General features: G+C 41.4%; 10 protein-coding genes. 6 read left to right on the top strand and 4 right to left on the bottom strand.

From position 1 onward, the window contains the following. Nucleotides 1-87: 87 nt before the first annotated feature. The 3 genes from AC04Q1_RS06455 to AC04Q1_RS06445 form a co-directional block, all read right to left on the bottom strand. On the bottom strand, nt 88-1830 hold the full coding sequence (locus AC04Q1_RS06455) for an ABC transporter ATP-binding protein (protein WP_478362953.1): 1743 nt from the start codon (nt 1828-1830) through the stop codon (nt 88-90). Between the two features lie 365 nt (nt 1831-2195). Then, complete coding sequence (locus AC04Q1_RS06450; RefSeq protein ID WP_478362952.1) at nt 2196-3170, bottom strand: Gfo/Idh/MocA family protein; 975 nt, start codon at nt 3168-3170, stop codon at nt 2196-2198. 278 nt (nt 3171-3448) lie between these two features. After that, complete coding sequence (locus AC04Q1_RS06445) at nt 3449-3808, bottom strand: winged helix-turn-helix transcriptional regulator (RefSeq protein ID WP_478362950.1); 360 nt, start codon at nt 3806-3808, stop codon at nt 3449-3451. 79 nt (nt 3809-3887) lie between these two features. Here AC04Q1_RS06445 and AC04Q1_RS06440 point away from each other — a divergent pair, with 79 nt between their 5' ends. Next, the gene (locus AC04Q1_RS06440; RefSeq protein WP_478362948.1) at nt 3888-4772 is read left to right on the top strand and encodes an NAD(P)H-binding protein; all 885 of its coding nucleotides are present in this window, start codon (nt 3888-3890) and stop codon (nt 4770-4772) included. A gap of 309 nt (nt 4773-5081) precedes the next feature. Continuing rightward, nucleotides 5082-5279: a hypothetical protein gene (locus tag AC04Q1_RS06435; protein ID WP_316848298.1), complete on the top strand. Its 198-nt coding sequence runs from the start codon at nt 5082-5084 to the stop codon at nt 5277-5279. A gap of 14 nt (nt 5280-5293) precedes the next feature. Here the strand turns inward: AC04Q1_RS06435 and AC04Q1_RS06430 are convergent, their stop codons facing one another. Continuing rightward, entirely contained in the window at nt 5294-5974 is a 681-nt protein-coding gene (locus AC04Q1_RS06430) for an RNA polymerase sigma-70 factor (protein WP_478362946.1), read from the bottom strand. Nucleotides 5975-6135: 161 nt separating this feature from the next. On the opposite strand from AC04Q1_RS06430, the gene AC04Q1_RS06425 reads away from it, so the two are divergent. Genes AC04Q1_RS06425 through AC04Q1_RS06410 form a run of 4 tightly spaced genes read left to right on the top strand, consistent with a single transcriptional unit; the run spans nt 6136 to nt 13261 of the window. Next, entirely contained in the window at nt 6136-7257 is a 1122-nt protein-coding gene (locus AC04Q1_RS06425) for a FecR family protein (RefSeq protein ID WP_478362944.1), read from the top strand. Between the two features lie 50 nt (nt 7258-7307). Next, nucleotides 7308-10676 (top strand): TonB-dependent receptor, encoded by a 3369-nt coding sequence (locus AC04Q1_RS06420; protein WP_478362942.1) that lies wholly within the window; start codon nt 7308-7310, stop codon nt 10674-10676. Between the two features lie 6 nt (nt 10677-10682). Further along, a complete protein-coding gene (locus tag AC04Q1_RS06415; protein ID WP_478362940.1) occupies nt 10683-12389 on the top strand; it encodes a RagB/SusD family nutrient uptake outer membrane protein in 1707 nt (568 codons plus the stop codon). 56 nt (nt 12390-12445) lie between these two features. Further along, complete coding sequence (locus AC04Q1_RS06410) at nt 12446-13261, top strand: endonuclease/exonuclease/phosphatase family protein (protein ID WP_478362938.1); 816 nt, start codon at nt 12446-12448, stop codon at nt 13259-13261. Nucleotides 13262-13264: the final 3 nt, after the last annotated feature.

Genomic DNA, 13264 nt, shown 5'->3' with positions numbered 1-13264 from the left:
TGCGCTCCGAAAGAAATAAAATTTCTCATTGTTTGGTTTTTTACAACGGACCAAAAGCTATTTTATACGGTATTAAATCTATTGAATTTACCGGCGTTCACCGATCTGTTGCCGCCACATGGAATAATATAGTCCTTTCTTTTCGAGTAGTTCGGTATGGTTGCCTGTTTCAGATACCTTTCCCTTTTCGAGTACATAGATTTTATCGGCATGCATAATGGTGGATAAGCGGTGCGCAATGAGGATGGTCATTTGTTCTCTTCTATCGGAAATTTCGCGGATGGTGGCCGATATTTCTTCTTCCGTGAGCGAATCGAGCGCAGAGGTGGCCTCATCGAAGATCAACAGCCGGGGTTTTCTTAATAATGCCCGCGCAATAGAAATCCGTTGTTTTTCGCCACCCGATAATTTCATGCCGTTTTCGCCCAAAATGGTATCAATCCCCTGTGCAGCTTTGGCAATAAGTGCAGTGGCTGAGGCCTTTCGTAAAGCTTCCATAATATCTTCTTCGCTGGCCGTAGGATTTACAAAACGCATGTTATCCCTGATTGACCCGGCATAAAGTTGGGTATCTTGCGTAACAAAGCCAATCTGCCGGCGCAAGGGATTGTAGCGGATGCGCTTGGAACTGGTTTCGTTAAAGAGGATCTCACCTTCAACAGGAAGATAAAGCCCGACCAAAAGTTTTACCAACGTTGATTTACCCGAGCCCGACGGGCCAACAAAAGCTACTGTCTCACCATTCTGGATTTCGAAAGAAATATCATCAATGGCATTATACCCAGCAGTTTTATGTCTGAAAACAACGTTTTTAAATTCAAGGCGCTTCAGCGCATCCAATTCTACCGCATTATCCGGACGGGTTTCTATCGGTTTTTGCATTAAAAGATCAAAGGTTTTTAGGGAAGCATCGGCCTCCCGGTATAAGATAATCATATTGCCCAAATCCTGTAATGGTGTAAAAATGGCGGTGGAAATAAACTGCATCGCAATCAATTCTCCGGTGCTGAGAATTTTGCGAAAGATTAACCACAGTAAAATAAAAAGTACCGATTGTTTTAACAGGTTGAGCAGATTGCCCTGTAAAAAGGAGAGCATACTTACTTTTCGCGCCTTTAACATTTCAAGGTCGAAAATTTTCAAGGTCTGTACGTTCAGCCTTCTGATTTCGGCAAAGGTTAAACCCAGGCTTTTTACCAGTTCGATGTTGCGCAGACTTTCGGTAATTACACCAGCCTGTTTATCGGCCTGGCGGTTAATGGAACGTTGTATGGCTTTTATCTTTTTAGACAAGAGACCGGTTAAAGAACCCAATACCAATACACCGATAAAAAAGACAGGTACCAAAAGCCAGTTTTTGTTTAAGCTGTACCACAATAAAAAACCGATCCCAACCAGGGAAGAAAAAAGAATATTGATAAATGCATTAATGAAACGTTCGGCATCGGTTTTTACTTTTTGCAATACCGAAAGCGTGGTGCCGCTGCGGCTTTCTTCAAATTCCTGGAAGGAGAGGCGAAGGGTTTGTTTTAAACCATCGTTGAAAATATTCATGCCAAAACGGGCCACGGCTTTACGCGTGGTAAATTCCTGCACCGAACGGCAAAGTCTGGCCACCAATGCAATGGCAAGCGCAATAAGCAGCCAGTAAAAAACTTCGCTAATTAACCTGCGCTCGCTTAAATGATGTTTATTGGTAGAATAATCATCGATAATTTTACCGAAAATGATGGGATCGAGTAAACTTAAGAGCTGTGCCGCTGCGGCTAAAAGCAGCGATAATATAATGAGCTTCCGGTGAGGTTGCAGGTATTTTAAAAGTATCTTCATTTGCTGATACCGGTATGATTCGGCAATGAATAAACGTGAATGGATGGTAATAGTTTCAATAAGATTGCTTTCTAACCCTTTCCTTCAGAACAATTTTAATAAAATACCGGTAAAACTTAAGTGATCATGAGTTGTGCGCGATAAAGTTGAAAATCTCAATGATAATTATGAAAAGTCAAAGCCAGGTTTTTAAAACTTCGGTGATAGTAGCTGTTTCACAAAGTAACATTTCAATAGTTTGAATGTTAGTTCTCAATATAAATTATGTGAACTTAAGTTTTAAAAAATCCGATGGAAATTGTAAAAAACCTAAAGAAATATTGAGAATGCAATGGCTGTCGCAATAAAGATTATTGTCCTTTTCATCATTTATTTGTCGTAAAATCATCCATCAATTTCATTGTAATCAGTGCATCTTCACCACTGCACGGATTTTCGCCTTTACCTAAAAAGTAATCCACTACTTTTTCGATCATGGGTTGTTGTACGTGTTGCAAGGGTTCAAAGACATATTCTTTTGTTTGACTGGTGGTAACCGTAATTTTATTGCCAAACATCGGAAAACTGATGTGGCCTGCCGAGCCATAAATCACACAATTATCGGCCTGATCTTGCGGTGCTACAGAGAAACACCAGCTACCGCTGAAAACAATTCCGTTTTCGAAAAGAATATTTCCTGTAACCAGATCGTCGACCTCAGTATTTTGCTGTTGCCTGGTCGCGATACCCATTGCGTTTTTTACCGCTCCGAAATAATAGGTCATTAAATCTAACTGATGAGGTGCCAGATCGTGGAATAGGCCACCACCCGAAATGGCCGGATTGATCCGCCAGTTATCGTCTGTTTTGGCAATGAGCGCCGGATTTGGCGGCTGGAGCATTTTTAACCGCACGAGGCGGATATCGCCAATGGTATTGTTGGCCAACAACTCCTTAACTCTTAAGAACATCGGTTGTGCACGGCGGTAATGGGCAACGCTTAGTTTCACATTAAATTGGCTTGCGGCGTCCTTCATGCGTTGCGCAGCGGCCGCATCTAAAGTCATGGGTTTTTCTACATACACGGGTTTCCCTGCCTGTAAAGCTTCGATGGTATAAGCTTCGTGCTGTAGGGGTGGAGTGGCAATGTAAATGGCGTTCACTTCAGGATCATTGATCAGTTTAGAAGCGTCATTGTACCATTTAGGAACATTGTGGCGTTTTGCGTAATCGGCAGCTTTGGCGCCATCACGCCGCATTACCGCCACCAATTTTGAATTGGCTACCTTATTAAAAGCAGGTCCGCTTTTTACTTCCGTTACATCTCCACAGCCAATAATGCCCCATCTGATTTCTTCCATTGTATCCTTAATTTAAAAGCTTTGAATTTAGAAAATATTGTTGGGAAAAGGATTCAGAAAGCTTTATAAAAAAGAAAAGGGACTCAATTTGAGATTGATCCCTTATCAACTAACCAAACAAATGAATTCCGGAAACCACGCCGGAATTATAGTATAAACGCAGACATTACTAAATTGTTTTAGTAGTGATTTATTTTTTTGAATAATAAATTGTGTTTTCGAAAAAGAGGAAACTACAAAGCTTTTAGTGAAGGGTATTGCAACAGGTATCGGAATAATTAATCCATTTTAAAATCCTGTGCAAAAGCCCATTCAACCATCGCGTCGAGCACAGTCCGTAATTGTTCACCCTCGTTGCTCAGACTGTAGGTTACAAATGGTGGTACCACATTTTGCGACGCGCGGATCACCAGGTTATCCTCTTGCATCTGTTTGAGGTGCTGGATCAGCATTTTTTCGGTGATAGCCGGTATCAGTTTTTTCAGTTCGCTGTATCTTTTGGTGCCGCTTAGCAGGTGGTAGAGGATAATCGGTTTCCAATGGCCACCGATTTTGCTCATCACAAAACTTACCGGACAGGAGGCCTGGCTGCTTTTTTTATTTTCGTTTAGAGTCGAGTTTTCTTTAATGGCTGTCATGATACATACTTTGGGGTAAGTACTTGTATAAAAGTAAGTGCAAATATAACTTTGTCTGTATATTAAAACACCATAAATCATGAAAATAATTATAACAGGTTCGCTTGGTAATATCAGCAGACCACTTGCAACACAATTAATTGCCGATGGGCAGGAAGTAACCGTAATCAGCAGCAACCCAGAAAAATCGGCAGAAATAACCCAACTCGGTGCGCAGGCAGCCATAGGTTCGGTAAGCGACGAAAGTTTTCTGGTAAACACATTTACAGGTGCAGATCTGGTTTACCTCATGGTTCCGCCTGATTTTTCGGTAAGCGATTTTAGGGGATATATTAAAAGTGTTGGGCAGCATTATGCAAATGCAGTTGAGACAAGCGGAGTGAAAAAGGTAGTGCTATTAAGTAGCATAGGTGCCCATTTGGAGAATGGTACAGGACCAATTGCAGGCTTACACGATGTGGAACAGATTTTCGATTCCTTAGAAAACCTGGATATATTAATCCTTCGCCCCGCTTTCTTTTACAATAATTTTTATGCGAACATCGATCTGATCAAACATATGGGCATTATCGGTTCTAATTATGGTGCCGACCAATCGATTGTTTTGGTTGATCCGAAAGATATTGCCGCGGCAGCGGCCAATAAAGTGAATGAAGGATTTACCGGAAAAAACATTCTTTATATCGCCAGTGATCAGCGTAAACTTAGCGAGGTTGCCCTGGCACTGGGTACAGCGATCGGAAAAACAGATTTACCCTGGGTAGCTTTTGATGATACACAGGCATTTGATGGAATGGTTGGAGCGGGTTTACCAGCAGAAATAGCCAATAACTATGTAGAAATGGGAACTGCCATTAGAAGCACTGTATTGTGGGAAGATTTTGAAGCTAAAAAAATCACGCCTGTTGGTAAAACCAAGCTTGAAGATTTCGCAGTACAATTTGCGCTGGCCTACAATAGCTAAAATTAATCTGTTCAATATCATCCATCAGTTTTCTGATTGGTGGATGATACAGTGACTGCTGATTCTACAGATTTTTTATTGAATAATGACAGGCCTAAAATCCTGGTAGACTGGCGATAAAAAAGAAAAGGGATTCAATTTGAGATTGATCCCTAATCAACTAACCAAACAAATGTATTCCGGAAACCACGCCGGAATCATGATATAAACGAAAGCGTGATCAGTTTGTTTTAACGAACTGCAATTTTTTTAAGGAAAAAATAAGTGCGGTTATCCGAAATTACGTTCCGCTTTTTTTAGCTTTGTATCATGCAAAATCTTTCCAAGAAGCTTCAGATTGATCTCATCGAACTTAAGGCCAAATATGCCTTTATTATGGATGAACTGGAAGCTACTTTTGCTGATGCTTACCTCTCCAAATCGTTGGCAAAACAACGGCTTGCTGAACAGATGATGCTGGAAATAGAAAGGATATTAAGCGAGCAAGCCGGAGAACATGAAGATTGATAAGGTTATATCTGCTACATTACCGGTGCGGTAAATGTTGGCAGGTATAAGAGCAGCGACTCCACAACAAAATGAATATTCTTGTTTGCTGAAGGTGTTTGCATTATATAAAAATAGGTAGTACCACTCACAAGAAGATAGTTTTTGAGGTTAACCCTCAGGTGATGAAGTGCCGCTGTGATCTGGTTTTCTACGCTCCGTTTAGAGATATTGAGTTTCTCGGCGATTTCGCTATTGCTTAGGTTTTCCTCTCTGCTGAGGAGGAAGATTTCCCTGCACCGTTTTGGCAGCTGCTGTAGATAAGTATTGATCTGCAGTTTGAGTGAAGCCACATTAAACCATTCTTCGCCATTATTTAGCGTATGGACTGATTCATTTTCTAAATCCTCATCCGTAAAAACAAGTTTGCTGTTTAGTTTTTTATCCCTTAATTCCTTGTACACGTGATATCGCGTTGCCGATTTTAGGTAATTTTTAAAATCTCTGATTTCCAACCGTTCCCTTTTAAGCCAGATGTTTAAAAATATATCCTGTACAATATTTTCGCAGCTATGTCCGTCCTTTAAATAATGATTGGCGGTGGCGAGTAAGGTTGGCACATATCTTTCGAACAGTATTTTAAATGCCTGATGATTGCCGCATTTAATGCTTTCCCAAAGTTCATCATCACTTGCATTAAAATTGATCAGTTTCATTTATTCAAAGTTCATTAATCGCGATAAAGAATTTGTTAAGTAAATGTGAACATATTGATACGGGAGGGATCGGCTACTGATAAATACCAAATTAAATATTTTTTTTCAAAAGGATGTGTGTGTGCTTAACTTTTTGTCTCTATGCTTAAAAGCGCTCAGCTATGACAAAAGAAGAATACATTATTTTATATCAGAAATCACTTCAGGGAAATTGTACACCTGATGAACTGGTACAGTTGCAGAATTATACAGACGATTTTGAACTTATTGAACCCGGTGCAGTTGACCTGGAAAAGCAAGCGCATATGTATGTAAGTCTGATGAAAGCTATAGCCGAACGCGAAAAGCCCCGTTCATTTTTTAACTGGAAAAAATTATCGGCTGCAGCGGCAATCCTGATATTCATGCTGGCTGCCCTGCTATATTTTACAAGACAGAAAACGGTTCCTCAGGCAGAAAGTTATGCCACAACCAAACGTTCGCTTATTCTGCCAGGTTCTAACAAAGCCACACTTACTCTTGGCGATGGGCATACCATTATCCTGAACCGTACAGGTGAAGGTCAGATTGCTTCTGAAAACGGTACCGCAGTAAGCAAAACCAAAAATGATGAACTGGCCTATAATGTGGTTGCTACAGCTTCTGAAAAGATTGTTTTTAATACCATCACGATACCAAGGGGCGGGCAGTATAGCTTAACCTTACCAGATGGATCAAAAGTATGGTTAAACGCAGCGAGTAGTTTAAGGTTCCCAACACGCTTTAGCGGCGACAGCAGGGAGGTGGAACTTGATGGTGAAGGCTACTTTGAAGTGGCAAAAAATAAACAGATGCCATTTTACGTCAACACCCACGACATGAAAGTAAAAGTGCTGGGTACACATTTTAATGTGATGGCTTATCGTGATGAGGTTTTTACCAAAACCACTTTGTTGGAAGGAAGGGTAATGCTCTCTTCCGGCTCAGCAACAGCTTATTTAAATCCAGGGGAGCAGGGGGTATGGGCTTCCAACGGATTTACAGTGAGTAAAGCGGATATCGATCAGGAAATGGCCTGGAAAAACGGATATTTTATTTTTAACGAAGAGAACCTACAATCCGTAATGCGTAAAATATCACGCTGGTACGACGTGGATATTGCCTACAGTACGCACAATCAAAACCTCACTTATACCGGATCGATTTCCCGGTTTAAAAATATTGCTGAAGTATTAAAAGTGCTCAGCCTCACCGGAACCGTAAACTTTAATGTCGAAGAAAGGAGGATCACCGCAATTAACTAACCCTATCTGAGTAAAAAAGGACTAACCATCCATAAAACAAACTAAACAAAATGAAATTTTTTTATCCAAAAAGAAATAAGCTTCACCTTTCATTTCCATTTAAGATTATGAAATTAACAGCTGTTATATTATTTATGTTCTGTGTTCAGGTAAGGGCCTCGCTCTATGCACAGAATATCAATCTGGCCTTTAAAGATGCTCCGCTAAAGGAGATCTTTCTCGAAATTAAAAAACAGAGCGGATATGGTTTTTTATATAACAACCAGATGTTTAACCATATCGGTACCTTAACGGTTAATGTTAAAAACGCAACCATTGAGCAGGCGCTCGACAAAAGCCTGGAAAACCTACCCCTAAGTTATGCCATCGAAGGGAATACCATTGTGATCAAAAGAAAGCTTTTTGCACAAAAAATAGATATCACGGGAACGGTATTGGATGAGAATGGTGTAGCGATACCCGGTGTAAGTATTGTAAATGAAAGCTCCAAAAAAACCGTTTCGGCCGACAGTGATGGGAAATTTAAAATTACCGCCGTTGCTGGCGACAAAATCAGGTTAAGGATGATTGGCTATGAAGATTTTACCTTTACGGTTGGTGATAAAACGGTATTTACGATAAACCTGAAGCCATCAAGCATGGGTTTGAACGACGTTGTAGTGGTGGGTTATGGCACTCAAAAGAAAGTCAATGTTACCGGTGCCATATCGCAGGTAGATGCCAAAGTTTTAGCCGACAGGCCAATTACGGCCGTATCAACCGGCTTGCAGGGTACCATTACAGGTTTAACCACTATTGGTGGTAGTGGTCAGCCGGGTGCTACACACTCTTCATTGCGTATACGCGGTACGGGTACCACCAATAATCCGAACCCTTTTATTCTGATTGATGGGGTACCGGGCGATATGAACTGGATCAATCCGGATGATATTGAAAGTGTAACCGTTTTAAAAGATGCCGCATCCTCATCTATATATGGCTCCAGGGCAGCTAATGGCGTTATTTTAGTAACGACCAAAAAGGGGAAATTTAATCAGAAAGCGATCATTTCTTACAATGGTTATTACGGTTTTCAAACGCCAACACGCCTGCCAAAAATGTTGGGCTCGGTAGACTACATGACCTTACTTGGTGAAGCGCAGGTAAATGCCGGACTTCCAAAATCGTATACTGACGCACAGATAGAGGTGGCCCGGAACGGTTCTGATCCAAATTATTTTGCCAACACCAACTGGACAGATGCTTTGATTAAAGATTATGCGCCACAACAGAACCACAGTGTGAATGTGAGTGGCGGGAGCAGTGATTTTAATTACTATTTTTCTTATGGAAGGGAAAACCAGGATGGGCTAATTGCCGGAGACCAATATAAATTTGCCAAAAACAATGCCCGTATGAAGTTATCGGCTGTTAAGCTCTTATCTTTTTTGGATGTTGACGTAAATCTGGGTTATTTAGACCGTAACCAGAACCAGCCTGCCGCCGATACTGAAGGCGGTGGGGGTGCGATATATACGGCATTTACCAGTTCGCCCTTAACTCCCGTTCGTTTTACAACAGGTACCTGGGGTTACGGCGGCGGATCCAGCAATCCATTAGCTATAGCAACTGATGGTGGTTTCAATAACTTTTTCTCCAAAGAGTTTACGAGTAATGTTACCGGGACTGCACACCTGTTAAAAGGATTGGATCTAAAAGCTCAGTATGGATTAATTGCCACTTCTCAAAAAAGGAGAACCTTTAACAGAAGGATCGATTATTTTAATCCGGTAACCAATGCCATTATTTATACCACCAGTCCGAACAACTCATTGAGGGAAGTGGCCACCACTATCACACTGCAAAATTTCTCGATGCAGGCCGATTATTCGCTTAATTTAGACAAACATCATATTAAATTGCTCGGCGGCTATCAGCAGGAGACGTATCGTTTTGATGCCTTTATCGCAGCGAAAACCAACCTGGTGAGTGATGATGTACCTGTACTTAACATTGGTTCATTAAATCCTACCGCATCGGGCGATGCCTATCAATATGCGCTGCAATCGCTTTTTTCGAGGATTAATTATGATTACGATGGGAAATATCTGGTAGAGTTTAATATGCGTTATGATGGATCGTCAAGATATGCACCGGGTAAAAAATGGGGGTTATTCCCTTCGGTTTCTGCAGGATGGAGGTTTAGCGAAGAAAGTTTTATAAAAGATAGTAAACAGGCCTGGTTTAGCGATGGTAAAATCCGCGCTTCTTACGGATCACTGGGCAATCAGTATGGTGCAGACGGACCGGCCTATTCTGAATGGTACCCATATATTAAAGTTTTAACCAGTGTAGGTACGATGCCGATTGGTAATATCCTCACCACCGGTTTTGCACAGACCATACTTTCTAACCCATTTTTGAGGTGGGAAAAAGCGACCATGCTCAACGTGGGTATGGATCTTGCCTTTTTTAACAACCGGCTTACTTTTACGGGAGATATTTTTAACAAGAAAACAGTTGATATTCAACTTAAAGTGCCACAGCCGGATGTGATTGGACTTACCGTTCCTGATCAGAATGCAGGTGCCATATCAAATAAGGGGTATGAGCTGAGCTTAGGCTGGAATGATAAAATCGGGAACTTTAAATATGGTATTGCGGGACAATTTTTCGATATCAAAAATACGGTTACCGACCTGGGCGGTGTGCCACCAACAATTGGCGATAGGATCCGTCAGGTAGGGCAACCACTGGATGCTTTTTACGGTTACCGGACGGATGGATTGGCTCAGGAAGCAGATTTTACCAAAGATGCATCAGGAAGATATGTGCCAAAGTTTCCAATCTTTAGTGCTGATGCCGGTAAAGTGGCTCCAGGTGATTTAAAATACCGTGATCTAAATGGCGATGGAATCATCAGTGCCGATTTGGACCGCGAGGTAATCGGGGATGCTTATCCACGATATAATTATTCGTTCAGATTTGATGCTGCATATCATAATTTTGATATAAGTGTATTTTTACAAGGCGTGGGTGAGGCCAATGGTTACATTACCGGAGCCGGTTTACATGCGTATAATGCAGATGCTGCATTTCCTCAGGAAGTGCATTTAGATAGGTGGACACCTCAGAATACTGGTGGATCCTATCCGCGTTTTGTGTATAAGGATACCCGTAATACGGGAAGGTTTGCCGATTACTGGCTTCAGGATGCAGCTTATTTAAGGGTGAAGAACCTGCAACTGGGTTATACGATCCCGGGTAATTTCTTGCAAAAAATCCATGTAGAGAGGCTTAGGGTTTATGCTTCGGCTGATAACCTGTTTACTGATACCAATTTCTTTTATGCTTATGATCCCGAATCGCAGGCCACCAGTGGAGGATTATATCCGCAGGTTAAAACATTCATTTTCGGTCTTTCTATTAAGTTAAAATAAATCCCCATGAAAAATCAAACTCAATATATAAACAGCCGCCGCTCATTTTTAAAAGCAACAGGCCTGTTAAGTGGTGCGGCACTCCTCCCATCTTTTTTTTTAGCCAGCTGTAAAAAAGGATTTCTTGACCGTGAACCTTTAGATTCGGTAACAGATATCAGTTTCTGGAAAACAGAAGAACAGTTAAAATTGGCAGCAAATGCCTGTTATAGCAATTTAAGAAACAACAATACCATCGCCATGGAAAACATGGGCGACAATACTATTTATCCGCCAAATTCAGAATATCAGGCCATTTCTGCCGGCAATTACGATTTTACCTCCGGAACACTAAACTCCGAGTGGGTAAATTTATATGCCGCAATCAGACGCTGTAACCATTTTCTCGAAAATTATACCAAAGCAACAAATATCAGTGCTACTGCATTGGCGCAATATGCCGGTGAGGTAAGGTTTTTAAGGGCTTTTATGTATACCTATCTGATCTTTCTTTTTGGCGACGTGCCTTTAATTTCCAAAACACTCGATATTGGTGATGAGGAAGTTTTTGGTCCACGGAATAAAAGGGCAGAAGTACTCGAATTTGTCTTTGCGGATTTAGATGCTGCGGCAGCGGGCTTACCAACTGCTTATACGGCAGCAGATTTAGGACGGATTACAAAAGGTGCTGCATTGGCCTGGAAAGCCAGGGTGGCCTTATTCTTCGAAAAATGGAATATTGCCGAAACTGCTGCTAAAGCCGTAATGGATCTGAATATTTATCAGTTGTATACCACGGGTGGTCCTGAGAAATGTTATAATGACCTTTTTACCTATAAAGGAAAGTTAGCGGCGGGTGCCAATAAAGAAACGATCCTTGCACGTCCCAATGTTGCAGGGGTAAGTGTGCACAATACCAGTCGCGAAATACAGGTACCCGATCAAACCAGCCGTTATTCGCCAACAAAATCTTTGGTAGATAGTTACCTGTGCTCGGATGGGCTTCCAATTGATAAATCGCCACTTTACAGTGAAAGTACCTATGCCGACATCTTTAAAAACAGAGATCCACGCATGAACCAGACCATATTAACACCTGGATCGGCTTGGGGCGGGCAGGATGATGGCGATACTGATGCAACGGTGAGCCCAATCTTTAATACACCTAAATGGAATGCCGATAAAAAGGGCTGCATCACCGGCACCGGGTTTTACTTTAGCAAATATGTAGAAGTTGCTGCGGTTGGTACGGTAAGTCAGGATTCGAACGACATCCATCATATCCGTTATGCGGAGGTATTGCTTACTTATGCTGAAGCAAGATTTGAACAAGGCATATTAACCCAGGGCGATATAGACAATACCATCAATAAATTAAGAGACCGTGTAGATATGAAAAGGATGGTGATTACCGAAATTACAGCAGCAGGGTTGGATTTGAGAACGGAAATCAGACGTGAAAGAAGGATAGAGCTGGCTCTTGAGGGGCAGCGTTACTATGATATTCTTCGGTGGAAACAGGGAGATTTATTGGCGCAGGATGTAAAAGGCATCAAAAAAAGCCTGGTAGAAAGTTTTAACCAGCAATATGTGGCTACCATTGCGACGGATGCCAATGGTTATTTCGTGGTAAACACAGGAAGAAAATTTGTGGCCCCTAAAAATTATCTCTGGCCAATTCCCATTACACAATTACAACGCAATCCGGTATTGGGCCAAAATCCAGGCTGGTAGTAAATTTAAGCGTTCTCTTTTTGGTAGAGAACGCTTTTTATAATAATTTAACAGCTATGAAATTATATTCTTTTTTAACATTATGCATTTGCCTTTTAGGCGCTTGTTCCCCTAAGCTTAGTTCGCCATCGGGAACAAAAGACGATAACAGACTACGTATCATGTCGTATAACCTCCACCATTGCAATCCACCATCGAAGGAGAAGGAAGGCTTGATTGATGTTGATGCCATTGCTAAGGCGATAGCATTGCAAAAGCCTGATCTGGTAGCACTGCAGGAAGTAGATGTAAATACCAAAAGATCGGGCAATATCAACGAAGCGGTGTTATTGGCCACCAAGCTGAAGATGAATTTTTATTTTGGTAAGGCTATCGACCACGATGGAGGTGATTATGGTGTGGCCATTTTATCACGTTTTCCCTTATCCGCACAACAAACTTTTATGCTCCCTAAAAATAATGATATAAAAGCTGAACAAAGGGTTTTGGCTATTGCAACTGCCGAAATTGCCAAAGGCGTGTTTATCCGTTTTGCTTCTACCCATCTTGATGCACAACATCCGGAAGAAAACCGCATTTTACAAGCTAAAGAAATCAATCGTTTGGCAGAAAAAGAAACTTTGCCAGTTATTGTTGCCGGAGATCTTAACGCTGATCCCAGTTCGGAAAGTATTAAAATATTGGATACTGCTTTTACCAGGACCTGTAGCGATTGTGGTTTTACCATTCCGGTGATCAATCCAAAGAAAACCATCGATCATATTGGTTTTAAAAAGGGAAATCCGTTTACTGTGATCTCACACGAGGTTATTCCTGAACGTTATGCCTCAGATCATTTGCCGGTTGTGGCGGTGCTTGAGCTGAAACATTAAACG

Source organism: Pedobacter humicola, assembly GCF_056490705.1.
Note: the sequence above shows the minus strand (reverse complement) of the source record. Positions and strands in the feature narration are given on the sequence as shown.

Excerpts from the sequence above, each read along its gene's own strand:
- AC04Q1_RS06455 (WP_478362953.1), bottom strand. The coding sequence starts at position 1,830 with ATGAAGATACTTTTAAAATACCTGCAACCTCACCGGAAGCTCATTATA.
- AC04Q1_RS06450 (WP_478362952.1), bottom strand. The coding sequence starts at position 3,170 with ATGGAAGAAATCAGATGGGGCATTATTGGCTGTGGAGATGTAACGGAA.
- AC04Q1_RS06445 (WP_478362950.1), bottom strand. The coding sequence starts at position 3,808 with ATGACAGCCATTAAAGAAAACTCGACTCTAAACGAAAATAAAAAAAGC.
- AC04Q1_RS06440 (WP_478362948.1), top strand. The coding sequence starts at position 3,888 with ATGAAAATAATTATAACAGGTTCGCTTGGTAATATCAGCAGACCACTT.
- AC04Q1_RS06435 (WP_316848298.1), top strand. The coding sequence starts at position 5,082 with ATGCAAAATCTTTCCAAGAAGCTTCAGATTGATCTCATCGAACTTAAG.
- AC04Q1_RS06430 (WP_478362946.1), bottom strand. The coding sequence starts at position 5,974 with ATGAAACTGATCAATTTTAATGCAAGTGATGATGAACTTTGGGAAAGC.
- AC04Q1_RS06425 (WP_478362944.1), top strand. The coding sequence starts at position 6,136 with ATGACAAAAGAAGAATACATTATTTTATATCAGAAATCACTTCAGGGA.
- AC04Q1_RS06420 (WP_478362942.1), top strand. The coding sequence starts at position 7,308 with ATGAAATTTTTTTATCCAAAAAGAAATAAGCTTCACCTTTCATTTCCA.
- AC04Q1_RS06415 (WP_478362940.1), top strand. The coding sequence starts at position 10,683 with ATGAAAAATCAAACTCAATATATAAACAGCCGCCGCTCATTTTTAAAA.
- AC04Q1_RS06410 (WP_478362938.1), top strand. The coding sequence starts at position 12,446 with ATGAAATTATATTCTTTTTTAACATTATGCATTTGCCTTTTAGGCGCT.